Annotated in this window: 25 protein-coding genes and 1 other annotated feature; of the genes, 4 read left to right on the top strand and 21 right to left on the bottom strand. The window is 49.4% G+C overall.

Annotated features, from left to right (window positions below; genetic code table 11):
• Positions 1-501: 501 nt before the first annotated feature.
• From mprF to HF569_RS03050, 21 genes are all read right to left on the bottom strand, one after another.
• Positions 502-3,114 carry a bifunctional lysylphosphatidylglycerol flippase/synthetase MprF gene (gene mprF, locus HF569_RS03150; RefSeq protein ID WP_168901282.1) on the bottom strand — a complete coding sequence of 871 codons (2,613 nt, stop codon included), beginning with the start codon at positions 3,112-3,114 and terminating at the stop codon, positions 502-504.
• A 457-nt stretch (positions 3,115-3,571) separates the two neighbouring features.
• Positions 3,572-4,945: a sensor histidine kinase gene (locus HF569_RS03145; RefSeq protein ID WP_168901281.1), complete on the bottom strand. Its 1,374-nt coding sequence runs from the start codon at positions 4,943-4,945 to the stop codon at positions 3,572-3,574.
• 4 nt (positions 4,946-4,949) lie between these two features.
• Positions 4,950-5,645, bottom strand: a complete 696-nt coding sequence (locus tag HF569_RS03140) for a response regulator transcription factor (RefSeq protein ID WP_168901280.1) — start codon at positions 5,643-5,645, stop codon at positions 4,950-4,952.
• A 198-nt stretch (positions 5,646-5,843) separates the two neighbouring features.
• Complete coding sequence (locus HF569_RS03135; RefSeq protein WP_168901279.1) at positions 5,844-6,434, bottom strand: NADPH-dependent FMN reductase; 591 nt, start codon at positions 6,432-6,434, stop codon at positions 5,844-5,846.
• 251 nt (positions 6,435-6,685) lie between these two features.
• Positions 6,686-7,363 (bottom strand): hypothetical protein, encoded by a 678-nt coding sequence (locus HF569_RS03130; protein WP_168901278.1) that lies wholly within the window; start codon positions 7,361-7,363, stop codon positions 6,686-6,688.
• A 166-nt stretch (positions 7,364-7,529) separates the two neighbouring features.
• Positions 7,530-7,895 carry a 50S ribosomal protein L7/L12 gene (gene rplL / locus HF569_RS03125; protein ID WP_168849627.1) on the bottom strand — a complete coding sequence of 122 codons (366 nt, stop codon included), beginning with the start codon at positions 7,893-7,895 and terminating at the stop codon, positions 7,530-7,532.
• A 55-nt stretch (positions 7,896-7,950) separates the two neighbouring features.
• On the bottom strand, positions 7,951-8,457 hold the full coding sequence (gene rplJ / locus HF569_RS03120) for a 50S ribosomal protein L10 (RefSeq protein ID WP_168901277.1): 507 nt from the start codon (positions 8,455-8,457) through the stop codon (positions 7,951-7,953).
• Between the two features lie 24 nt (positions 8,458-8,481).
• Positions 8,482-8,606 (bottom strand) — a sequence feature (ribosomal protein L10 leader region).
• 70 nt (positions 8,607-8,676) lie between these two features.
• The gene (gene rplA / locus HF569_RS03115) at positions 8,677-9,375 is read right to left on the bottom strand and encodes a 50S ribosomal protein L1 (RefSeq protein WP_168901276.1); all 699 of its coding nucleotides are present in this window, start codon (positions 9,373-9,375) and stop codon (positions 8,677-8,679) included.
• A 98-nt stretch (positions 9,376-9,473) separates the two neighbouring features.
• Positions 9,474-9,899: a 50S ribosomal protein L11 gene (gene rplK / locus HF569_RS03110; protein ID WP_125683847.1), complete on the bottom strand. Its 426-nt coding sequence runs from the start codon at positions 9,897-9,899 to the stop codon at positions 9,474-9,476.
• Positions 9,900-10,081: 182 nt separating this feature from the next.
• On the bottom strand, positions 10,082-10,633 hold the full coding sequence (gene nusG / locus HF569_RS03105; RefSeq protein ID WP_048732452.1) for a transcription termination/antitermination protein NusG: 552 nt from the start codon (positions 10,631-10,633) through the stop codon (positions 10,082-10,084).
• A gap of 122 nt (positions 10,634-10,755) precedes the next feature.
• Entirely contained in the window at positions 10,756-10,932 is a 177-nt protein-coding gene (secE, locus tag HF569_RS03100) for a preprotein translocase subunit SecE (RefSeq protein WP_168849631.1), read from the bottom strand.
• A gap of 46 nt (positions 10,933-10,978) precedes the next feature.
• Positions 10,979-11,128, bottom strand: coding sequence for a 50S ribosomal protein L33 (rpmG, locus tag HF569_RS03095; RefSeq protein WP_082153174.1), 150 nt, complete (start codon positions 11,126-11,128; stop codon positions 10,979-10,981).
• A gap of 74 nt (positions 11,129-11,202) precedes the next feature.
• A complete protein-coding gene (locus HF569_RS03090; RefSeq protein WP_168901275.1) occupies positions 11,203-11,772 on the bottom strand; it encodes a sigma-70 family RNA polymerase sigma factor in 570 nt (189 codons plus the stop codon).
• 693 nt (positions 11,773-12,465) lie between these two features.
• Positions 12,466-13,017 carry an NYN domain-containing protein gene (locus HF569_RS03085; RefSeq protein ID WP_168849633.1) on the bottom strand — a complete coding sequence of 184 codons (552 nt, stop codon included), beginning with the start codon at positions 13,015-13,017 and terminating at the stop codon, positions 12,466-12,468.
• A gap of 22 nt (positions 13,018-13,039) precedes the next feature.
• Positions 13,040-13,807: a 23S rRNA (guanosine(2251)-2'-O)-methyltransferase RlmB gene (gene rlmB, locus HF569_RS03080; protein WP_168901274.1), complete on the bottom strand. Its 768-nt coding sequence runs from the start codon at positions 13,805-13,807 to the stop codon at positions 13,040-13,042.
• Positions 13,804-14,223 carry a Mini-ribonuclease 3 gene (locus tag HF569_RS03075; protein WP_168901273.1) on the bottom strand — a complete coding sequence of 140 codons (420 nt, stop codon included), beginning with the start codon at positions 14,221-14,223 and terminating at the stop codon, positions 13,804-13,806. The genes rlmB and HF569_RS03075 overlap by 4 nt, the downstream gene beginning before the upstream one ends.
• Entirely contained in the window at positions 14,223-15,635 is a 1,413-nt protein-coding gene (gene cysS / locus HF569_RS03070; RefSeq protein WP_168849636.1) for a cysteine--tRNA ligase, read from the bottom strand. The genes HF569_RS03075 and cysS overlap by 1 nt, the downstream gene beginning before the upstream one ends.
• Positions 15,636-15,876: 241 nt before the next feature.
• Positions 15,877-17,367, bottom strand: coding sequence for a glutamate--tRNA ligase (gene gltX, locus HF569_RS03065; RefSeq protein WP_168901272.1), 1,491 nt, complete (start codon positions 17,365-17,367; stop codon positions 15,877-15,879).
• Positions 17,368-17,515: 148 nt separating this feature from the next.
• On the bottom strand, positions 17,516-18,691 hold the full coding sequence (locus tag HF569_RS03060; RefSeq protein WP_168901271.1) for a PIN/TRAM domain-containing protein: 1,176 nt from the start codon (positions 18,689-18,691) through the stop codon (positions 17,516-17,518).
• A 71-nt stretch (positions 18,692-18,762) separates the two neighbouring features.
• On the bottom strand, positions 18,763-20,139 hold the full coding sequence (gene radA / locus HF569_RS03055) for a DNA repair protein RadA (protein WP_168849639.1): 1,377 nt from the start codon (positions 20,137-20,139) through the stop codon (positions 18,763-18,765).
• Positions 20,140-20,232: 93 nt separating this feature from the next.
• On the bottom strand, positions 20,233-20,772 hold the full coding sequence (locus tag HF569_RS03050) for a dCTP deaminase/dUTPase family protein (RefSeq protein WP_168849640.1): 540 nt from the start codon (positions 20,770-20,772) through the stop codon (positions 20,233-20,235).
• A 259-nt stretch (positions 20,773-21,031) separates the two neighbouring features.
• Here HF569_RS03050 and HF569_RS03045 point away from each other — a divergent pair, with 259 nt between their 5' ends.
• From HF569_RS03045 to HF569_RS03030, 4 genes are all read left to right on the top strand, one after another.
• Positions 21,032-21,370 (top strand): N-acetyltransferase, encoded by a 339-nt coding sequence (locus HF569_RS03045; protein ID WP_168849641.1) that lies wholly within the window; start codon positions 21,032-21,034, stop codon positions 21,368-21,370.
• A 7-nt stretch (positions 21,371-21,377) separates the two neighbouring features.
• Positions 21,378-22,064: a ribose-5-phosphate isomerase RpiA gene (gene rpiA / locus HF569_RS03040; RefSeq protein WP_168901270.1), complete on the top strand. Its 687-nt coding sequence runs from the start codon at positions 21,378-21,380 to the stop codon at positions 22,062-22,064.
• A 321-nt stretch (positions 22,065-22,385) separates the two neighbouring features.
• Positions 22,386-23,192, top strand: coding sequence for an aldo/keto reductase (locus HF569_RS03035; RefSeq protein WP_168849643.1), 807 nt, complete (start codon positions 22,386-22,388; stop codon positions 23,190-23,192).
• 214 nt (positions 23,193-23,406) lie between these two features.
• The gene (locus HF569_RS03030) at positions 23,407-24,741 is read left to right on the top strand and encodes a C1 family peptidase (RefSeq protein ID WP_168901269.1); all 1,335 of its coding nucleotides are present in this window, start codon (positions 23,407-23,409) and stop codon (positions 24,739-24,741) included.
• The last annotated feature ends 345 nt before the right edge of the window (positions 24,742-25,086 follow it).

Here is a 25,086-nt window from a genome sequence, read left to right as displayed (position 1 = left end):
TCCGGCTCGGTTGGGAGCCTGACTAAAACCGCCAGTCTCCCAACACGTCCCACGCTGTAAACCGAGTGAGGAACCTCGGTCAACAGCGTCGACACAGCTACCTCCATCATTGACCTCCTCTGGTTGTATCAGTGATCCACCTCAATATTTAGTTTTAAGGCGTAATGGGATCGTTGTACTTGAAGCAACCTAGACCATTCCGCCGTGAGTGAGTCAAATTTAGGCTCAGTCGTGGGATTTACCAAGTGGTTCAACTTGGTAAATGGCGCCTTTGAGACGTGCTCTGCGGCTCAAAGCGAGGTCAGAGACCGCTCTTAGGCTCTGACCGTCCTACCCACAGCGTTCCAGCCTAAATTTGGCGAACGGTAAGGCAACGATCACGCAGTCTGTCTTTGCTTAAACACAACAGGAAGTTTTATCTGTGCCATGCCACCAAAATCATAAAAACATTGTAGCAAGCGAGCGTAACTGCTCGTTTTTTTTGACCCTAAGTTTCTCGGCTCACCGGCGATTCTGCCAGTTGATCTCGTCGGTTAACCAGCGGTCCAACCACCGCGGCACCAACCGCGTCTTCGGAGCCATAGCTGGGCGATTAATCACGAACATCAACTGTAGCATCGTAAAGATCAATGACGCCCGCCGTCGATAAGCCAGGTATTTAGGCTGCCAAGTTGTGACGTATTTCTCCTTATACGCCCGCAGCCCCTGGAAACTATAGACGCTGGACCCATACTGGTAGATGAGGTGGGCTGCCCGCTCTTCAATAAAGCTAAAATTAGACACACCCACGTTGGCCAACGGCGCCATCCCCAGATTGAACCCCCGATATCCCTGGTCACGGCAAAGCTCAAACAGGTAGACGAAGAGGCCATCCATGATGCCTGATGGGGCGTCGTGCCGTTCACGCATCAGGTCAATCGACGTCATCTTCCGATCCCCCGTGGGCATCAAATTGGCGAACGCGACAATTTCTCCAGTCGCATTCTTCATCACCGCAATTGGCGCCTCATCGAGGTAGGCACGATCAAAGAAGCCCATCGAGAAGCCCTTCTCAGTCTGATCTCCTAGCCACGACGCTGAAATCTCCTGCAATGCCGCAAAGTCTTCATCGTTCAGCGGCGGTTGTAGAATCTCACAGGTGTACCCTTCCCGCCGGAACTTATTCACTAGCGCCCGTTCTCCTTTGTGCGCGCGACCAGCTAAGCTGAACGTGGCTAAATCAACGTGACCTTCCTCACCAACTTTAATAAAGTCAAATCCCATCTCGTGTAACCGCAACGTCAAGTTTTCACTGATTTCATAGAAGACGGGCCGTAAGCCAGCGAGATCGGCCTCCTGCATGAATTGCTTAAGGGCCGGCCCTAGCTTGGTTTGATTGCCAATCGGTTCCCCCATAACTAACAACTTATCTGCGCGCTGGCGGTACAACAAGAGGAGTTGGTCCGCGCCATCTTCCTGGTAGAAGTACAATTGCTTATCGCGCAAGAAGGCCAAGTGGCTAATCTCATTGCCACCGAATTGGCGAATTAAGGCGCGCACCCGCTCGGCGTCAAAGGGCTGTTGCAGCCAAGCTGACCGTGACCGAGCCAAATACCGATAAATCCCCACGAGAATCAGCAATGCGACCAGTAACCCGCCCAGGCCATTTAGCCATACCTGAGTTGACGGCAACAGCCAACTCTGCGGCAACCACGGCCGGTGATGACTGCCACTAAAGGTCGACAGGCCTAAGACGGTGTACAAGAGGAAGGTCCCCACGTAAATACTACCGTCAATGAGCAGGCCGCCCCACGAGTAGTGAAAGCCTTCCCGATAAAGCTCGGGGCGCGCAAACAACAAGCAAGCTAATACTAACCCGAGCAAGACGGCTAATCCACCAGGAAAATTTTCCCGCCACAGCGTGTTACCGATCGCAATCGCCAGTACAACCAACGTTGGCCAGAAGGCGCGTTTCACCCGGGCACCAATACCGCGAGCCAAGCCAATTAAGAGAAAGGCCACAATGATATTAGACACTTGATCGAGAAAGTAAAACATGTAGGGGACTAATCGAATATAGAGATGATTGGTTAAGACGACATCCGGAATCGTGGCGTACAGTAGCATCATCACGCCTGAAAAATACATGAAGGTCGTAACAAACAGGTGGGCACTCCGGCGTAACGCGGCCACTGGCAAACCATTTAAGAACCGGTTCAAGCGTCGACCGGCGTCGTGGAAGAATAACCCGACCCCAACACCAAACGGCACCAAGTAATAGAACAGGCGGTACAGGAGCAGCCACCCCGCCGCATCAGCGCGACTGACGCCCAACATGCCTAATCCCAGGATCATGAAGACATCAAAACTACCCAGACCACCAGGAATCATGGAAACCACACCAGCTACGGAAGCAACCACGAACATCGGGAAAACGGCCGCCAAATCCAACTGTAGGCGTAAGGCCCAACCAATTAGGAGGAAGAAGAGGGCACAGCCGCCCCATTCCAAGCTCGACCCAATGATCAAGCGTAATTCTCGCGACCACGTGAGGTCCTTAAAGAACGCGCTGTCATTTAACCGCGTGAAGAGGAAGAGCCCGGGGAAGTAGAGCCCCCCACCCAATAGCCATAGCCAGTAGCCCTGATAGGGTCGGCCCACGTCAAAGCCAAACAGCAAGATCAAGGCGACCCAACAGGACAGAGACAGCCCCGCAAGTAAGAACAGGGCAATCTTAGAAATTGCATAGACTACCTGCTTTTTAGTCGCCGACTGCGAGTAAAAATTAGCCCGGAGACTGGCACCTAGTAAGCCCCCCATCCCCATCAAGTTGGTGAAGGTATTGGTCACCCAACCACTACGGACGATGTATCCCCGCGAAAAGTCGCCCGGCAAAAATTCGACTATGGTGAAGTCATAGATTAACATCGGCAAGACGGCAATAAAACCACCGACTAGTAGCAACACTAAGGTCCCCCAGCTCAGTGACGCCAGCACGGTTCTCACTTGTTGACCACTAACCTCATGGGCCACGCGACCCACCTCACGAATGATAAAGAGCAAGACGGAAAACATAAACAAGCTCTTAATCAACGTCATCCGTTTCTGAATTGCTAACCATAGTCTTTTCCCCATAATAATCCCCCCGTAGTTCTCCATTATCGCAATGCCGCGGCCGAAACACAATCAAGGCAAAGGGCCAATCAGTCGTTAGGTTAACTGACTTACCAAAAAAGGCCGGCGCCTCTACGCCCGACCTTCCAGTTTCCCCGGTAAAATCTCCGTTACTCTATTGACCATTCTCGTCAGGGTCAATCCCCATATCCCCTGACTTATCTGTGTTAGCTTGCTTGTAGCGGCCACACCGTGTCTCTCCTCAGAAACATCGGTGCTGCCATTTTACTCGTCCCCTGTCACTGATAGCTACAAAATTCATGAAATCATCCCCCAATGATCACCCCAATGACCACCACGTTCAGTCACCGGCCACGGTTGATTTCCCCTAACACCTCAAAAGGCGGTCGACCATTGGCAACTGAATGTCCTTATCATAGTCGACCGCCACTGTTTAAAAAATAGGGTAAAAAGGAATTTATTCTGAGATTTTCTCAGAGTGTACCTGCTGCCGAGGAAAACTGAGCGTAAACTGGCTCCCCTGCGGCTGATTATCGCTAACCGTAATTGTTCCCTGGTTCGCCTTCACCAGCTGTGCGACGATGGCTAATCCCAGTCCGGTCCCCGCGATCGCTGGCGTACGCGCGGCATCAACCCGGTAAAAGCGCTCAAAGATATGGGCCTTGTGGGCGTCACTAATCCCCATCCCTTGGTCTTTGACCACCACCTGATGGGCAGTCGGTGTCGTGCTAATCTGAACGGTGATGGGCGCAGTCTCGGGCGAATATTTCGCCGCATTATCAATCAGCGCCGTCAAAATCTGCGCAATGCTCTCCGCGTTGCCCATCACCAGAATAGCCGTTCCCTGAAAGGTCAAGGGCTGCTTAATCAGCAAGCGTTCCGTGGCCACCACGTCTTGGACCACGGCCGCTAGATCCGTCGGTGCCATTGTTAAGACGGCCCGATCGGCGCGGGACAACGTTAAGAGGCTGTCTACGAGTTGCTTCATGCGCAACGACTCCTCACCAATGAATGCGATGGACTGTGGCACGATCTCTGGATGCTCCGCGGCCCGCCGCTTCAACAACTGAACGTGCGTTAAGATCGCCGCAATGGGTGTGCGTAACTCATGCGCGGCATTGGACGTGAATTGGCGTTCCTGAACCGCGTGGTCATTGACTGTCTGCAAAAGTGCGTTGAAACTCTCCGCCAGTTCCTGGACCTCGACCGGCTGGTTGGGCACCGGTAACGTCATTTTCTTTTCATGCTGTTGCGTCTGTGCCTGCGCCGCGACGTTTAGACTGGCGAGGGGCTGAGTGATCTTTCGTGCCATGACGCGGACGTAGGCACTCCCTAGCAGAATCGTCGCCGCCATCACGAGTAAGACGACGATTACCACCGTCAACAGGGTCTCGATGATTGGCGTCAAATTCAACCAAATTTCTAACCGATTACCGCGATGGTAACTTTGGCGATAATAGGTAAACCCAAATTCCGGGGTGTACGCAACCGCCCGCGTCCCCAATACCTGATGCCGGTCTAACGACAGGAATTCTCGAGTAAACGGCGAATAATAACGCTGCGTCGTCTGATCCTCATGGTTGGTGACCCGGACGTAGGTATCAATCGTATTGATAGCACTGTACCGCCGCCACCAATGCCAGTCCGGCTGATTATCAATGACTGAATGTCTCAATCCCGTCATGAGGCGTGTGGCCGACTGCTGGGTCTGCCGGACCTGCTGGTAACCCACAACGGTAATAATTGCCGTCCCCATCACCAACGTTGCCAACACCAGCATACCGATAAACCGTTTACGAATCTCACGCGCCGTTGTCTGTGGTTTGGTCATCTGCTCACCCCACGTATTCCGTCGACAGCAGGTACCCTACGCCCCGCACCGTGTGAATCACATCGGGAACGTGGGCCGCTGCTAATTTATTCCGCAAATAGCGCACGTAAACGTCGACAATATTCGGTTGCCCGTCAAAATCAACGCCCCAGACTTGATCCAGCAGCTGGTCACGGGACAACGTTTGTCCCGCATTTTTCATCAAGCAGAGGAGCAGCTCATACTCCCGCTGCGTCAGTTGGATTAAGTCCCCATCGTTACGGACTTGGCGACTGCGCCGATCCAGCAGCAGATGCCCCACCCGTAGCTGTTCAGCGACGGGCTTTTGCTGTCGTTGGTGCCGCAAGACGACCCGAATTCTAGCGAGCAATTCTTCCAAGTCAAACGGCTTCGTAATATAATCATCGGCCCCCATATCGAGTCCTGTCACCTTATCACTGACGTAGTCGCGCGCCGTCATCATCATGATGGGCAGGTCGTCGCTACGGCGAATTCGTCGCAACACGCCCAGTCCGTCGAGTTCCGGTAGCATCCAGTCTAAAATAATTAAATCCAACTGGCCGCGATTGTTTTCATAAATCTCTAGCGCCGCCCGACCATCCTTAGCGTTCAGTACGGTATACCCCTCAAATTGTAATTCCATAGTGACTGAGGCCAATAACGCCGCATCGTCCTCCACCACCAAAATCATCTCACCCATCACGGAACCTCCCCTGATCATTCACTAATGACCTCAGCTTACCGCAAGACACCCCGACTGCCTATCCCCATTCACAAATCTTCAGTTTTCCGCAAGGTTCACGCTAGCTGGTTCGTCATTATCGTGCTGGGACGGCCGTCAAAAAAGGTCGGGCAACTTGCACCCCACCTTACGTGACTTCTATTCGTTTAATTTCTCCTATGGTTGATAGGGATGATCCTTCATAATTGTTGCGTAATGGATAAGCTCCGCAAAGGCCGCTGCCAACCGTTTAGCAAAATGGGCACTGTTAGGCGCCGTCGCGACGAGTTGCCCTTCAGCAGTAAAGTTGGCTTCGGCATCCCACAATAACACTGGCGACGGGAGCACCATCATCTTGAGCATTTGCAAAATACCCACGATGGAGGCCGCTGCCAACATCCCACCATCACTGTACTTAGAATACGTGACGACTTGTACGGGCTTATGATCCGTCTCGGGGCCCACGAAGTCTAAGGCATTCTTCAAACTCCCCGTAATTGCGTGATCGTATTCCGGACTCAAAATAACATAACCGTCTTGCTGCTTAAGCACCTCCAACCACTGTGATTCGACTGGCGTTAAGCCCTGAATTGTCTCCGAGAGCGGGGTTTCAGCGTGGTCATAAAACGGCAGCGGATAGTCTTTCAAATCTATCCACGTAAAGTCAACACCGGCCGTGGGCATCGCTTGCTGTAAATACTTAAAGAGCTTTTCGCCAAGTGACTTCGTCCGGGTACTACCAAGAATAACACCAATTTTTACTGACATGGGTGGGCCTCCTAATTTTCAGTTATCTACGAGAGTCAGCTTACCATGGGGGTTAACTAAGTACAATGATAATTGGTCAATCATTTGATAACTAAAAGTAAGTAGACGGGCTATAAAGCGCGGGCCAGCCCCGTTTCCACTAACTAATTGTAAGTGCATATTTTTTTCGTATGGCACCTCGTTCCACGAAAAAAGACTGAGCAACTGACGCCCAGTCTGATCCTCTGTTCAATTGATCCTCAGTTACTGGCTTAACCAATGCCCAGGTTTGGCAGGCCTAACGTCACCGCGGCCAAGATTGCCATCACCAGCCAGGAACATTGCCAATCACGCGTGACCTGGTAGATCCCCGCCACGGCAATGCTAATAATCAGTGAAGACATGTTATCACTCCACGTTCCCCAGGCAACTAGGATGTAGCAAATGATCGGTAATACCACCGCGGCCCAACTAGGGAAGTCTGGCAAACGATTGAGGCGCTCCTGCAGCATTCCCTGAAAGACCCATACGGACAACAGCGAAAATACAAAAACCGTGAATGCGCCCACGACGACCCTCACCAGCACCCCGGGCAACAACGGCGGCAAATCCTGACCGTCGGAAATTCCTAACGTTGCCGCAACGATCCCTAAAGCAATCGCGCCAATCCCAGCAACCATGATTGACCACACCACGTGTTGTTTGGTCATCACCTGGCGTAACCACAGATCGGTTCGGTACCGGTAGATCCACCAGACCACCAACGCACTGAAGACAATCAGCACCAGGGTCCCTAACACCCGAATACCGACGTTGTTCAGCACCCCCGGTAGCCCGCCCCACTGAATGAGTCCTAACATGGGCATGCTAGAAAATACGAGTAACGCATAGAGTCCTAGAATAAACCCACTCCAGAACCAAATCTGACGAACAATCCCCTTGTGCATCATGAATCCCCTCTTCCCCGAAAAAAGATATCTTCCCCACACCTTTATGGATAACCATCATTATACCATTGAAAGTTCAGGCTATCCTAAATATTTAGGGTTCCAATCAAATTTGGGACAAAATAAAAAAGCCGCTACCCGCAGGCAACGACTTTCGTTTAAGGTAGAATTACTTAAGAGTAACAGTACCACCAACGGCTTCAAGCTTTTCCTTGATGTCGTTAGCTTCGTCTTCAGTAGCGCCTTCCTTGATGACAGATGGTACGTTGTCAACAAGACCCTTAGCGTCCTTCAAACCTAAACCAGTGATTTCACGGACAGCCTTGATAGCCTTAACCTTGGCGTCACCAGATTCAGTTAATTCAACGTCGAATGAATCCTTGGCAGCAGCGTCGCCACCAGCAGCACCGGCTGCAGCAACTGGGGCAGCAGCGGATACGCCGAATTCGTCTTCGATACCCTTAACTAAGTCGTTAAGGTCAGTAATGGATGCTTCTTTAAGAGAAGCGATGATAGCATCTTTATCAAAAGCCATGTTATTTTCCTCCAATAATTGGGTTTTAGTTTATAGTTCAATCTGAAACGAGTACTTAGGCTGCGTCGCCTTCGTCACCCTTTTCAGCAATTGCCTTAACAGCGTAAGCCACGTTCCGTACTGGTGCTTGTAAGACATTAGCCAGCATAGAGAGCAGGTCTTCACGACTAGGCAAGGTAGCGTAAGTGTTGATTTCGTCGATAGACATGATCTTGTCTTCGATGTAACCACCCTTGATTTCAAGAGCATCAACGCTGTCCGCAAAGTTCTTCAAGATCTTAGCTGGTGCGATTGGATCCTCGTCAGAGAAAGCAACGGCAGTAGGACCAGCGAAGAGTTCGTTTAAACCTTCGTAGCCAGCCTTTTCTGCGGCACGGACCAAAATCTTGTTCTTGATAACGCTCATGTGAACGCCGGCATCACGTAATTGCTTCCGTAAGTCAGTAACTTGTTCAACAGTTAAACCACGGTAGTCAACGACGATAGCACTGGTGGCGTTGTTGAATTTTTCAACAACCTCATCAACCTTTTTAGACTTAATTGCAATAGCTTGTTCACTCAAATTGTTCACCTCCCGGAGTAGTTTGGTGGGATAAAAAAATCCCTATGCCACCAAGACATAAGGAGTCAAAAGTTTAAGTAAACTTCTGCCTCGGCAGGAAATTAAGACCATTAGGCCACCTGAGTCTTAGGTAGATCTATTAAATACAACTTCAATAGCATACAATACTTTAACATTACTGTCAACGCATCATGAGGGATTTTTTTATTTGTGGTTAACTTAGGCTAATAAGGAAGCCAAGTCAACGTCGACACTAGGGCCGAACGTTGAAGAAATTGAAACGTGTTGAACGTAAGTCCCACGCACAGCGGCTGGGCGAATACGTACAATCGTTTCGGCAATGGTCTTCAAGTTGCCGGCAAGCTTGTCAGCATCAAAGGAAACCTTACCAAATGGAACAGCAACGTTACCGTCCCGGTCAGTCCGGTAAGTAACTTGCCCGTTCTTAGCGTCGGAAACAGCCTTTTCGACGTTCATCGTAACCGTACCCGTCTTAGGGTTAGGCATTAAGCCCTTAGGTCCTAAGACACGGCCTAAACGACCAACTTGGGCCATCATGTCTGGCGTTGCAATGGCAACGTCAAAGTCCAACCAGCCGTCTTGGATGCGTTCTACTAAGTCTTGTTCCCCAACAACGTCAGCACCGGCAGCTTCTGCAGCCTTAGCTTGATCACCCTTGGCGAATACGACAACCGTCGTTTCCTTACCAGTACCGTTTGGCAGTACCAGTGCGCCACGGAGTTGTTGGTCCGCTTGCTTCGTGTCAACGTTAAGCTTGAAAGCAACTTCAACAGTTGCATCGAACTTAGCGAAATCCATCTTCTTAACTAAATCAATTGCGTCGTCCATGCCGTAGACCTTGTCAGCCTCGACCATTTTGGCAGCGTCTTGATACTTCTTACCTCGTTTGTGAGCCATTTTTGTGTATTCCTCCTTGCAAATGTGGTTGTAACGGATAAACCTCCCACTTGACACATTTCATTTTCGTGAAGTGTCCGACTATCCGAAAACTGAGCTTAACCTTCGACCGTGAAGCCCATGCTCCGGGCAGTACCTTCAATCATGCGCATAGCTGCTTCAACGTCAGCTGCGTTTAGATCTTGCATTTTAGTTTCAGCGATTTGCTTAACTTGATCCTTGGTTACAGTAGCAACCTTCTTCGTGTTAGGTTCGCCGGAACCACTTTCAACACCAGCAGCCTTCTTCAACAGTACAGCTGCTGGAGGAGTCTTGGTGATGAAATCAAAGGAACGATCTTCATAGACACTGATCACAACAGGAATCAGCATACCAGCTTGGTCAGCGGTACGAGCGTTGAATTCCTTAGTGAAGCCCATGATGTTGATACCTGCTTGACCTAAAGCTGGTCCAACTGGGGGAGCTGGGGTTGCTTTACCCGCAGGAATTTGTAATTTAACGACATTAGCTACTTTTTTAGCCACGAGACAATACCTCCTTGAGTCCGTGTGTGGTAAGTGGGGCTGTTAGTTTGCCCCTCCCACTTTGAAAAATATGCGTCACGCATACCAGAGAATCATACCACACTTTACTAACCGCAACAAGTTCTTTTCTGAAAATCTCCGGTAGCCGCTAACGCCACTACCAGAGACTGCCATGTCAGCGTCTAGCCTAAGATCGGGTCGACTTGATCGAAGTTAAGTTCCGTGCTGGTCTCACGACCGAACATGTCGATGTTAACCTTCAACTTCATCTTTTCGTTGTCGACTTCCGTAATCTTACCAACTAAACCACTGAAGGCGCCGTCCACAATCGTGACCGAATCGCCAGGCGCAACGTCCAGGTCAGCATGCCGTGCAGAGATACCCACACGCCGCAGAATCCGTTCAACTTCATCCGGTAATAATGGCGTTGGCTTACTTCCTTGTCCGTGAGAACCCAAGAAACCAGTAACACCAGGCGTGTTCCGCACGATGTACCAAGCTTGGTCACTCATGACCATTTCAACCAAGACATAACCAGGGAACGTCTTTTCCATGGTAACCTTGTCCTTACCATTCTTAACTTCGTGTTCCTCTTCTTCAGGAACGACGACGCGGAAAATGTTGTCTTGCATCCCCATTGATTCGGCCCGGGATTCCAAGTTTGCCATAACCTTGTTTTCGTAACCGGCGTACGTGTGAAGCACGTACCATTGCTTTTCAGCTGACTCAACCATGTGTTGCACTCCTTTAATTAATTGACTTTTTCGTCCAAAATAAAAAAACTCCGCAAATACACGAAGTTCCCGTTGCTAACAATATACCATATTTTGCCGCGTTTGACCACCGACAAATTCACCTAGGCAATGAACTTTAAGCCGTATTGAACGACCCAATCAACCACTGCGAAGAAGATCGCGAATAAAATTGAGATCCCAATCACAGTGCCAGTATCGTGCCGAGTTTGCTTAGGACCAGGCCAAGAAACCTGCTTCATTTCTTGTCCGACCGCTTTAAGGAAACGGAATAAACGCATGGTGTTGCCTCCTAAAATGTAAAATGTTGTCTACCAAATAGTCAAATTAACGTGTTTCACGGTGCAGCGTATGCTTACCGCAATACTTACAAAACTTCATAACCTCTAGTCGCTTCGTGCGGGTTGCACTTGCTGTGATGGTGTAGTTTCGCGACCCACATACTGAGCAGGCCAAAGCAATCTTTCGTTGAGCCATCTTGCCACCACCTTTGATCAAATCATGTTCAACTCATACTGATGTAGTTTACCATGGTCTCTACTGTCAGTCAATCACTCGGCCATGAGTTGCCGCAACTTCTGGCGGCTCCGATTCGCCGCGCGCGTGGTCTGGGCAAACGACAGCTGTTGATCCTGACTGATCGTGTGGAGCGTACGTCCCCGCAACAAGGCCCCGAACACGGCATGTTCTACTGGTGACAGTAACGGGGCCAACTGGATGACCGCCTCTTGTACCTCCAGTCGTTGCCCCAGACACCACCGTCCATCCCGAATGGTCTCACTGATAAACGTCCGATTGGCTTCTAACGAAATTGCTTGGCGGTCGTCAACGCGCTTCTTCGTTTGCACCCGCCGAATCAGATCGTACACCCGAAAGCGTAACGCTTGGCGGTAAAAGGCACCAAAGCTCTTTTGCCGGGCCACCTCAAACCGCTGAGCCACGCGGCAGAATACCAAGAGGGCTTCTTGTTCCCAATCATCACGATCATAGCCGGGAATAAAGTAGCGGTGCTGAAGCTTATATAGAACCGGGCGATAGCGGTCAAATAGAACTAACAATGCTGGTGAATCCAACGATTGACGGATTAAAGCGAGCAGTTGTTGATCAGTAAGTTCGGTCATAGAATCCCTCCTAGAAAGCTTACCCTTAGTCTAAAGGAGGGGTGGCAGTAGGCCGAGCGAACGCCTGTTTAATTTTAAATTTATTACTAAAGGTTGAAAGGGTCTAAACCCGTCACCTACGGCTGTCAGAGATTCCGCCTGCTGTGGGGAACGCCTGCGGCCTGAGAAGCGGTCCTCCGGCTCGGTTTGAAGCTCGGAAGTTCACCGATCTCCAAACACGTCCCACGCTGTAAGCCAAGAATCGGCTAACACCGTTGACACAGCTGGCTCCATCTCTGCTCTCCTCCGGTTAAGCTAGTTTTTTGACTAACAAATTGGTTTAATCGCTTGGTACATCAGCACTCGGCAAATATAGATGACAATCTCTGTGTAGCCGAGAGTGAGCTAAATTTGAGCTCAGCCGTGGGATATACCAAGTGGTTTCCTTGGTAAATGGCGACTTTGACACGTGTTCTTCGGTTCAAAGCGAGGCTAGAGACCGCTCTATGGCTCTAGCCGTCCTCCCCACAGCGATCCAGCTCAAATTTGGCGAACGGCAAGGCGGAAGAGATCATCTATTTTTCAATCATTCAAGCGTAATGTTGCGGCCTTTACAGAGCCTTTTTAAGTTTCAACCTTTAGATTTACTAGTAAAAAGGACAGCATCCCTTTCCCCTCACCCGAGGAAAAGCGATTCTGTCCTTACTTTCGTCGTTAGTGTTTCGGCTTCTTAGGCCGGTCCGGTTGGGCCATCATCTCATCGCGCAATTTCTCCAGCTTAAACAACTGTTGATCATTCCACGGCGATTTACGCACCAGCCCTTTATCGGCAAATTCGCGGGCCGTTTGCTTCACTTCATTTTGCGCCCGTTCAATATCGCGGAGCAGTTCACCAGCCGGAATCCGGAGAGCCCCTTCAGAAAAGATCGTCCACTGTTCCGCCTGATCACTCGTCGCAACGGTGACCTGCGTAAAGCGGGTTTGCCGTTCCTTCGCGATTCGTTCAATGTAACTATCGGCAGTCTCGTCCCGATTGGTCCACACAACTTCCAGATCAAATTGCTGGTAACTCTTGGAAATTCCGGGCACATACATCGCATCAAAGACCACGGTAATCGAGGTATCACGGAGCTTCTTATAATTGGCCAACATGGTCAGGAGCAGGTCTCTGGCCTCTGGTAACCGATCACTAAGCTTTAATCGGTTGAGCTTGGGCCAGTTGCCGATCATATTATAGGCGTCGACAATCAGAATATCTTCTTTCATTTTCCCACGCTCATCCCTTCGTTCAGTGTTGTACCGGATGCCGTGAGCTAAAGCCTTGGTACATCAGGAGACCAGCGGCAACGCTGGCATTCAGGCTCTGCACCGAACCAACCATTGGAATAGTCAACATCTCATCGACCGTTTCCTTTAGTAGCCGGGAAATCCCCTTGCCTTCATTACCAATGATCAAGCCCACAGCACCCTTAGCGTTCCAATCACGGTAGTCAGTGCCGGACATATCCGTCCCAAAGATCCACATGCCACGTTCCTTCAGATCATGGACCGTGTTCACGAGGTTAGTCACCCGCGCCACTGGCACCGTTTCAATCGCACCAGTCGATGTCTTGGCTACCGTAGACGTCAGGCCGACCGCCCGACGTTTGGGAATAATAATACCGTGCACCCCGCTGGCATCAGCCGTTCTGAGGATTGAACCCAGATTATGTGGGTCTTCCACCCCATCCAAAATCAGGAAGAACGGTGCTTCACCAGCAGCTTCGGCTTTAGCAAACAAATCATCGATGCTAGCATATTCAAAGGCCGCAACGCCTAGGGCCACCCCTTGATGGTTTTGATGATCCGTCAGTTGATCCAGCTTCTGCTTGGGCACTTCAGAGATGACCAAATGGCGTTTCTTAGCCAATTGCCGAATCTCATCAATTGCTTCGGCCTTCAAGCCGCTCTGCAAGAAAACCTTGTTAATGGTCTGTTGGCTGCGTAACGCCGCGACCGCTGGGTGACGGCCAATCACAAAGTCATTTGCGCTATCATTGTCTGATTCTGGTCTCATTTCTCAGTTCGCCCCGCTTCCACTTGTTCAATGCACCATTTACCTAATTCATTCACCCGGTCTTGACAGCCACTGAGGGCCAGGTAGCCCATCAGCGCTTCAAACCCAGTTGAAATGCGATACGTCACCACGTCCGTATTCTTCGCGTGGGTGTAGCTCTTAGCATTCCGCCCGCGTTTGAACATCGTCCACTCTTCATCACTCAAGATATCATCAGTTTCCATCAGATCAATCAGCGCAGCCTGGGCCTTGGCCGAAACATAGTGCGTGGCCTTCTTCTGCAAATGATTGGGTTTAGCTAAGCCCTCCGCAATCAAGTGTTGCCGAATGATTACCTCATAAGCGGCATCTCCCATGTAGGCCAACGCCACCCCGTTTAACTGTCGAAAATCGACTTGTTCTGTCTGTTCAGTCATTAATTTTCCTTTCTCCAACGCGTCCCTTGCGGCGTGTCTTCCAAGATAATTCCTTGATTTTTCAATTGTTCACGAATCTCATCGCTACGTTCAAAGTTTCTGTTCTGACGCGCAGCCAACCGTTCATCAATTAACTTTTGAATCCGATCGTCGTCCAACGTCGCTGCCGCTGCTAATTTCACGCCAAATACGCCTAGCAAATCAGTCAGCGTCTGGCGAATAAAGGTCAGCGTGCCACTGAAGACGACTGGCCGTTCCGCGTAGACATTCCCTAACCGCGCGAGCTCATGGACTTCCGCAACCCCATTTTGAACATTAAAGTCATCGTCCATCGCATCATTATAATCCGCAATAATTTGCCGCGTCTCCTGTTCCACCTTAGGATCGTTGCCATCTTCAGCATCCTTCAGACGATAGCCCATATTGTCGTAGGCCGTCTGCAACCGCTGTAAGTTGCGTTCAGCCGTGTCCAGATTCCGTTGACTGTACTGAATTGGCCGACGGTACTGGGTCGTTGCCATGAAGAACCGCAACGTTTGGGGATCCACCGTCTTCAAGATATCATGAACGGTGACAAAGTTGCCCAACGACTTACTCATCTTTTCGTTTTCATCACCAACCGTGACGAACCCATTGTGTAACCAGTAGTGCACGAAGGTCTTGCCCGTCTTTGCTTCACTCTGAGCAATTTCATTTTCATGGTGGGGGAAAGTTAAGTCCTCGCCGCCACCGTGAATGTCAAAGGTATCACCAAGGTAGTGGGTCGACATCACTGAGCATTCAATGTGCCACCCCGGTCGGCCAGCTCCCCAAGGAGACGGCCAGGAGATTTCACCCGGCTTGGCACCCTTCCACAAAGCAAAGTCCACGGGATCTTCCTTCCGTGCCGTTTCTTCGTCGGCGGTGTGCTGCGAGGCCCCTTCTTCTAATTCATCCAAATTTTGATGAGACAGTTCACCATAGTGGGCAAACTTGTGCGCCCGGTAATAAACATCCCCATCAACTGGATAGGCATACCCCTTATCAATCAGCGTTTGAACAAACGAAATGATTTCGGGAATATGCTCCGTCGCCCGCGGATTAGCCGTAGCGGGTTCGATATTCAACGCTGCGGTGTCTTCCTTGAACGCTTGAATAAACCGATCGCCCAACTCGGCAACCGTAATCTTTAATTTTTTGGCTTGATTAATCATCTTGTCATCAACGTCGGTAAAATTGGATACATACTTCACTTGATAACCGCGATATTCGAGATACCGCCGAATCGTATCGAACGCAATTGCACTCCGCGCATTCCCAATATGAATGTAGTTGTAAACGGTCGGGCCACAGACGTACATGTTGACCACTCCGGGAGTAATGGGTTCAAACGTTTCTTTTTGGCGAGTCATGGTATTAAACACTTTGAGCATCGCGAGGCTCCTTTCGCGTAACTTATTTATAGTCTTCTTCGTTTCGACAGTGGTGACCCATTCTGAACGCCTTAATCCAGCGTCAGTTAAGGATTGGACCACCAAGGAACACGGCTTGTGGCGCTAAAACAGGGACAAGCCGGCACATCGAATGAGTTAGCTCCATTGTAGCATACCCAACCGGTTAGCAAAAAGCCGAATGGGTGGCTAATGCCCCTCATTCGGCTTCTTTACCAAATCATTAACCTTCAATTTGTGCTAACGTTTGGTGAATGTGTTGTAAGGCCGTCTTACGACCCACTAATTCGATAGATTCTGGTAATTCTGGACCGTGCATTTCATGGGTAACCGCAATTCGGATTGGCATCCATAATTGACGTCCCTTAATGCCTGTCTTGGCTTGAACACGCTTGATCACGTGGAAGATTTCAACGGAATCAAACAAATCAAGCTTTTCGATTTCTTCAGCAAAAGCCTTCAACACAACCGGTGCGGTTTCGTTGCTGATTTCTGCCAAAGCATCGCCAGTCACTTGTTCTGGTTCTTCAAAGAAGACGGAAGCCATATCGTTGATTTGCGCCATGTAGCTCATTTGACGCTTGTAGAGGTTAATCAACTGACGTGACCATTCGATCGTACTGGTATCTGGGTTAGCGGGAATGTTCCCAGCCTTAATTAATTGCTTCAAGGCCAAATCCATGATCGTACTGTCATCGGCGTCCTTGACGTAACGGTTGTTAATCCATTCCAACTTGTCGCCATCAAAGGTTGCTGGTGACTTACTCAAACGCGTTTCATCATACATCTTGATGAACTGTTTGCGCGTGAAGATTTCATCTTCACCCACTGGTGACCAGCCCAACAACAAGATGAAGTTGAACATGGCTTCTGGCAAGTAACCCAAGTCACGGTATTGTTCGATGAATTGCAGAACGGATTCGTCACGCTTGGATAACTTCTTCCCCGTATCCTTGCTGATGATCAAGCTCATGTGGCCGAACTTAGGTGCTTCCCAACCAAAGGCTTCGTAGATCATCAATTGCTTAGGGGTGTTGGCCACGTGGTCATCCCCACGGAAGACGTGGCTGATCGCCATCTTGTGATCATCCACGACTACGGCAAAGTTGTACGTTGGCATGCCATCACGCTTGGCGATGACAAAGTCCCCACCAATCGTATCGGAGTTGAAGGACACGTTGCCCTTCACCATGTCATCCCATGCGTAAACCTTATCCTTAGGCACGCGGAAACGAATAACTGGCTTCAAGCCCTTAGCCTTCGCAGCGTCAATCGCAGCTTGGCGTTCTTCGTCGGACATTCCAGCATATTCATATTCGTAGTGGGGCATTTCGCCGTTCGCTTTTTGCGCTTCCCGATCGGCTTGAAGTTCATCTTCAGTCCGGTAAGATTCGTAAGCCTTACCTTCGTCCATCAATTGTTGAATTAATGGCGTGTAGATCTCGCGACGTTCGGATTGACGGTAAGGACCGTAGTCACCACCGACATCAGGACCTTCATCCCAATCCAAACCCAGCCACTTGAGATTTTCAAGCTGGCTTCTTTCACCATCCGCGATGTTCCGCTTCGTATCGGTGTCTTCGATTCTGATGATAAATTTACCCTTGTTGTGCCGGGCAAATAAGTAATTAAAGATCGCTGTCCGGGCATTACCAATGTGCAAATGACCGGTAGGACTCGGTGCGTACCGAACCCGAATTGAATTTTTCGCCAAAACGTTTGCGCCTCTTTCTCCATATTTACGTATTTTAGGTGTTAACTGTCATCTAGGACATGACACATTGCTCTTAGTGTACAATGTAGGACCGGAAAAATAAAGGTATGGCCCTTAATCTTTCTGAATTTCATTCAGATCTCGTCGCTTACCGTGACCGTTTAGCCTTGTTACCAGATTTATTGCCAGATTTCTTATTGGCATCCTCTTCAATGTTTCGACTAGAATGCACGGGTTTAGCAAAGATCATTCGTCCAGCATCGGTCTGGATCGCACTCGTCACCACAACGTCTAACTGTTTGTTGATGAAATACTTACCATCTTCAACCACGACCATTGTGCCGTCATCGAGGTAAGCCACCCCTTGCTGCCGCTCGGTCCCATTCTTCACGACCATCACGTGCAAGTTCTCACCCGGAATAACCCGCGGTTTCAACGCGTTAGCCAGCGAGTTGATGTTGAGCACCTGGACATTTTGGAATTGGATCACTTTATTCAAATTGTAATCGTTGGTGACAATGACCCCACCATTTTCTTTCGCCAGTCGAATCAACTTGCTGTCGACTTCGGGAATATCCTCGAAGTCGCCCTCGTACATTTCGATGGGCATGATGTTTTCATTCTGCAATTTGTTTAAAATATCCAGCCCTCGCCGACCCCGCACTCGCTTGATCGAATCGCTGGAATCAGCGATATATTGCAATTCATAGAGCACAAAGTTGGGGACTAACAACGTCCCTTCCAGGAACCCCGTCTTCGCCAAATCATAGATCCGGCCATCAATTAAAATGTTGGTATCCAAAATCTTGTAGTGGTGGAAGTTCGGTTCGGTCGGCTTATCAATGACCTTCTTAGCGTCTTCCTCACTCGTCTTCTTACTCCGCGATTGGAACAACTTACGCCATTCATCCACCCGAATCTTACTCAACCGCGTCCCAATCCGAAATCCTAGATACCCGAATAAGAGCATCAAGATCCAGGGAATCACGGTTCCAATAAAGAATGAAGGTACCCGGAAGAGAAATGACGAGATTAACAGGGCTAAGGCTAAACTAATGATCGCCCCTAAGCTTCCAAAGAGAATTGTCATCGGGTTCTGGCGATTCAGGTAAGCTTCCAACTTACCCACAACGCGCATAATCAGTCCGGCAAACAACACGCCCAAAATAAGAAAAATAATTGCACCAATTAAAATGTTCACTAAGACATTGTCAACTAACGGACTGTTCATCCCAATTACGTGCCAAAAACGGGAAAGATAGGCGGCACCCATGACACCTCCTAAGATAGCAAAAATCACGAGAATAACTGTTTTCTTACGCATACATTCACCTCCCTTCACAAGTTAATATTATCAAGTCAACCAATTAGGCGATGGTTTAAATCGTTAACGTCTTAAATATCCAGTGCCAGTTTGAGTGCTTGTCGTAGTGTGGAGACCCCGACGACTTTAATACCAGCTGGTGGATTCCAGCCTTGCATATTGTTCTTCGGGACAAAAATTCGCTTGAAGCCTAACTTCTTAGCCTCAGCGACCCGCGACTCGATCCGACTGACTCGCCGAATCTCACCCGTCAGACCCACTTCTCCCACGAAACAATCGCTGGGTTGGGTAGCCATGTCACGATAACTTGAAGCAATACTCATGGCAATCGCCAAGTCAATCGCGGGTTCGTCCAGCTTGACTCCACCAGCTGCCTTTAAGAAGGCGTCCTGATTTTGGAGCATCAAGTTGGCCCGTTTCTCCAGTACCGCCATCAATAGCGCAACTCTATTACGGTCCAAACCACTAGACGTCCGTTGCGCGTTGCCAAAGACTGAAGGCGAAATTAACGCCTGAACTTCGACCAAGATGGGCCGGGTCCCTTCCATCGAGACCACGATGGCTGATCCGGTAGCATCCTGCAACCGCTCCTCAAGGAAAATCTCCGACGGATTGGCCACCTCATAGAGGCCGCCCTCACGCATCTCAAAGATTCCCAATTCGTTGGTCGACCCGAACCGGTTCTTAACCGCCCGTAAGATCCGGTACGTGTGGTGTAAATCCCCTTCAAAGTACAGCACCGTATCCACCATGTGTTCCAGAATCTTAGGACCGGCGATCGCGCCGCCCTTAGTCACATGGCCCACCACGAAGATCGTGATGCCGTTGGTCTTGGCAATCTGCATCAATTCACCGGTAACGGCTCGAATCTGTGAGACTGAGCCGATGGCCGATTCAATGCCCGGTGCCTGCATGGTTTGGACGGAGTCAATCACCACGTAATCAGGCTGCATTTCTTCAATGTTAGCCCGGATGCTGGCCATATCCGTTTCCGGATAGAGGTAAAGGTGATCGCTGTTCACGACTAAGCGATCCGCCCGCATCTTAATCTGCGAGGCACTTTCTTCCCCCGACACATAAAGAACCTTACCACCAGTGGCACTCAGTTGACCAGAGACTTGCAAAAGTAGGGTTGACTTTCCAATCCCTGGATCACCGCCGATGAGAATTAATGATCCTGGGACGATACCGCCACCCAAGACCCGGTTCAACTCGTTCATTTGCGTTTTGACCCGCATCTCCGTGGTGTGCTTAATTTCATTCATTAGTTGTGGTTTAGAATGTTCACCCGTCATGGTAGTTCGCGTCGATTGCGGCTTCGCAGCTGCCGGCGTAACCACCTCTTCAACCATCGTGTTCCACTCCCCACAATTTGGGCAGCGGCCTAGGTAACGGGGAGAACTATAATCACAATTTTGACAAACAAATTTCGTTTTCGTTTTAGCCACGTTCATCCCCCTAATCCGTCTGTTTTCAGCACTTTTATTTTAGCATATTTAGGGGGTAATTCCCCACTAGTCTATCAATCGAAATGTAAAGATTTAGTTGAGGTCAGACGATCCAAACCCACCGGTCCGTTGTTGGCTAGGAATTCGTTCACCGTCCGCCAATAGGAAGGGCATGAAAATCCCTTGAGCAATCCGCTGACCCTTTTTAATCACGACGTCTTTTAAGCCGACATTGACGAGCTGAACGAAGATCTCACCCTCGTTTTTATCATTATTATAATAGTCGGCATCGATCACCCCGACCCCATTGGGCAGAATCAAATTATGCTTGAGGGGGTTGCTGGACCGGTTCGCCAGTAAGAGCACTTCCCCGGGCTCCATGTACGCCTTCACCCCGGTTGGTACCAACCAGGGCTTCAAATCATGCTGACCCGCGACCAATTCCTCAGTGGTCAACGGATTTCGCTGTCCGAGGTGCTTGAACGCATGGAGCAAATCATGCCGCCAAATGGAGGGTAACGTAAAGTCTTCGGCACACTCAAAATCATAGCCTGCCGCCTGTTGCGTCGTTCTATATGGCACATTAATATTCTGACCCGCATACTTACTAACGATTTCAAATCCTCGATGCATGGTGACACTCCTTCTTCGTCTGTCATTTTTAGCTTATTTAATGGGCGCTTGAGCCTAATCAGCAGCGCCCATAAAAGCCAATTTTACCATCCCCAGAACAGATTACAATAGCTGAAAATCGGCAACGGTCTGCTACTAGCCTACCTACCTTTTCGCCAGAATGCCAGCAAAAGTATCTGCTGGCGAAAATTAGTTGACAAGACCTCGCGGATAGACCAGAATTAGGAGTAAGACTGGTCATGAAGGGAGTCAAGTAACCATGGCAATGACGGAGAATCCGGGCGAGTTGACCATCCGCGAAGATGATCGGCTCCTAGCGAGCTTACACTACCTTTGTCTCAATGACACCACTTGGGTGTTAGAACAAATCTTTGTCCGCCCCGCTCAGCCCGCAGCTGTGTTAGCTGAGCAATTGATAAAACGTTTTACTCAACTGGCTACTGCGGCAAACGTTCAGGTTAAATTACTGGACCCGTATGCCAAACGTTACTTTACAACCCATCCCACCGATGTGTTAATGGCACAACAATTACCCGTTAGTGGTGCTGCGGCTGTTCGACCAGTTGCTTTACACTTAGAACACACAGAAGAGGAGTAGTTACAGTATGGATCAAAATGCATTGAAAGCTCTCGTTGGTCAAGAAGCCGTTAAGTACGTTGAAGACGGTATGATTTTAGGAATCGGAACTGGGTCAACTGTCCGCTACATGATTGATGCTCTGGGCAAGCGCGTCAAAGAAGAAGGCCTCAGCATCGTGGGGGTAGCCACTTCCGACCGTTCTGCTAAGCAAGCCGAATCATTGGGCATCACGATCAAGCAACTTGACGAAGTCGACCACCTTGATTTAACCATCGATGGTGCCGATGAAATTGACGACAATTTCCAAGGTATCAAGGGTGGCGGTGCCGCTCACTTATGGGAAAAGATCGTGGCCATCAACTCCAAGAAGAACATGTGGATTGTTGACGAAAGCAAGATGGTTCACCACTTAGGCAAGTTCCCATTACCATTGGAAGTCATTCCCTTCGGCTCTAGCCACGTCTTAGAGAAGCTGGATAAGATGGATCTTCACCCAACCTTCCGGATGAAGGAAGACGGGAGCCACGTTTTGACCGACTCCAAGAACTACATCATCGACCTACACTTAGGCCGGATTGATCACCCGCACGAATTAGCCAACACGTTGAATGGCATCGTCGGTGTCGTTGAACACGGGTTGTTCTTAGATACTGTCAACACGGTTATCGTGGGTCGTCAAGACGGACCAGAAGTCTTGAACGCACGCGACTAACCGCACTTTAAATAAGCGTAAGGGCAACAGCAACTTTCACCTCGAAAGTCGGCTGTTGCCCTTTTTACTTATGCTTGATTAGCCAGCGAACGAGCCAAACTATTCCCACACCAGCAGCGATTAGCACTGCAAAACAGATTAAATAAAAAATTGAATCGCCAATATTGAGCATACTGTCCCCCCTGGATATAGTTCTGTTTCAGCCGACCACCCCCACATTTATCACGAGTCATGAAGTGTGAAGCATGAAACTAATTACCCAATAGTGTATCATGGTGGTATGCGTAATTGTTCAAAATATTTGAAGAGCGAGGTAATGACATGGAAACAACACAACTCAGCAACGGCGTTACCATTCCAATGTTAGGTTTCGGAACTTACTTAATCGACAGCAAGGACGTCCCTGCAGCGATTAAGACGGCTTTAGACGCTGGTTACCGGCACTTAGACTGTGCCCACATTTACGGCAACGAACCTGCCGTGGGTGAAGCCATCAAGGCATCCGGGGTTGACCGGTCCGACTTGTTCATTACGTCTAAGGTCTGGAATGCCGATCAAGGTTACGACAAGACCCTAGCCGCCTTTGACAAGACCTTAGCTGACTTACAGTTAGACTACCTGGACCTCTACCTGATCCACTGGCCAAATGAAGAGAACTTCGACTTAACCCTCGATACTTGGCGGGCCCTAGAAACCTTATATCAACAAAAGAAGGTTCGGGCCATTGGGGTTTCTAACTTCTCTGAAGACCAGCTCAAGCAAGTCTTTGATATGGCTAAGGTGAAGCCAATGGTAAACCAAATCGAACGGCACCCTTACAAGGTTCAAGCTGAATTAGGTCAGTTCGACGCCGACAACGGCCTGGTTAACGAGGGCTACTCACCAATTGGTCACGGCCACTTAATCCTCGAAGATCCCGTCATCACCAAGCTGGCGGAAAAGTATGGTAAGTCCCCCGCACAAGTCGTCCTGCGGTGGCAACTCGATACGGGCTTCGTCGTCTTCCCTAAGTCTTCCAAACCAGCACGGGTCAAGGAAAACTTCGAGATCTCTGGCTTTAACTTGACCGACGCCGAAATCGCTGAGATTAACGCTTTGGATCAAGACAAGCACTTGAACTACGACTAGCTCACCTGCACCATTTTACTAACCTAAAATTGCATTACCTGGGGACTTTCAGATACTAACGTATGTGGAAGTCCTTTGTTGTCAGTTAAAACTAACACTCACTGGCAATCTAACCCCCACTCCGCTAGGGAATTTTCACCAGTTCTGCGGAATCTATACAAAAAATGAGAAAATTGGAGTACAATGAGAGAATATAGTTAGGAGAGTGACGTCATTGAGTAAAGAAATCACGGCGGACCAAACCGCCCGTTATCAACAAGCTTTAGCTGCTGACCCCACTGCAAAGGTGTTAGAACGCGCAGTGAGTCACCAAGGGATTCTCGCAACTTCTGCCGATTACGCTTCCGAAACCGACATGACTCCCGTCTTTTCCATTGATTTGGATACCGGGAAAGTTGCTAACCAAAAGCAAAGTGGTCGTTGCTGGATGTTTGCCGCATTGAACACGATGCGCCATCATTTAGCTGACCTATTCAATCTGAGTGACTTTGAATTATCCCAAAACTACACCAACTTCTGGGACAAATTTGAAAAAGCCAACTACTTCTACGAAAACGTCTTAGCTACGGCTGACCAACCAACGTCTAGCCGGAAAGTCGCCTTCTTAATGGCTACCCCACAACAAGATGGGGGTCAATGGGACATGCTGTGTGCCATCATTGAAAAGTACGGGATCGTGCCTAAGTCCGTGATGCCTGAAACTTACAACAGTTCCAAGTCCAGCGAACTTAACAGCACCCTGAACTTAAAGTTGCGTAAGGACGCGGTTACCTTACGGAAGTTAGTTGCCGACAAGGCCAGCGATGCTGACATCGCCGCAGCCAAGGATAAGATGCTCGGTGAAGTCTACCGTCTATTAAGCTTCTCACTTGGTGAACCAGTCAGCGAATTCGACTTCGAGTACCGCGACGATGACAAGAACTACCACATCGACAAGGGCTTAACGCCTAAGTCCTTCTTCGACAAGTACGTCAATTGGGACTTGTCCGACTACGTTTCCATCATCAACGCTCCAACTGACGACAAGCCATACAACCACACCTACACGGTTGAAATGCTGGGTAACGTGGTCAAGGGCCGTCAAGTGAAGCACTTAAACGTGACGATGAAGGACTTCAAGGCCTTAGCCATCAAGCAATTACAAGCGGGTCAATCCGTTTGGTTCGGTTGTGATGTGGGTCAATCCTCAGAACGGCGAAAGGGTATCATGGATACCAAGTTCTACGACAAGGATGCCCTCTTCAACATCGACTTCTCCACGACCAAGGCTGAACGCCTGGACTACGGCGAAAGCATGATGACGCACGCCATGGTCTTGACTGGTGTCGACTTGGTTGACGGCAAGCCAACCAAGTGGAAGGTTGAAAACTCTTGGGGTGAAAAGGTCGGTACCAAGGGTTACTTCGTGATGAGCGATGCTTGGATGGACGAATACTGCTACCAAGTCGTGGTCAACAAGCAATTCTTGCCTGACGACCTGAAGAAGATTCAAGAGACCGAAGAACCAACTGTTCTGGCCCCTTGGGATCCAATGGGTGCTTTAGCCTAACTAAAGATATACTCAAACTAAAAGATTCTGCAGTTTCGGCTGCAGAATCTTTTTTTCATCTACTAAAGGTTGAAAGGACTAAAATCATTACCAACTCTAAAAATAGTCTAACGTCACCTGCGGCTGGCAGAGATTCCGCCTGCTGTGGGGAACGCCTGCGGCCTGAGAAGCGGTCCTCCGGCTCGGTTTGAAGCTCGGAAGTTCACCGATCTCCAAACACGTCCCACGCTGTAAGCCGAAAATCGGCTAATACCGTTGACACAGCTGGCTCCATCTCTGCCCTCCTCCGGTTAAGCTAGTTTCTTGACTAACAAATTGGTTTAATCACTTGGTACATCAGCACTT

Source organism: Levilactobacillus tujiorum, from assembly GCF_012641185.1.
Classification (GTDB): domain Bacteria; phylum Bacillota; class Bacilli; order Lactobacillales; family Lactobacillaceae; genus Levilactobacillus; species Levilactobacillus tujiorum.
The sequence above is the reverse complement of the archived record's forward strand: the minus strand, read 5'-3'. Positions and strand labels throughout refer to the sequence as shown.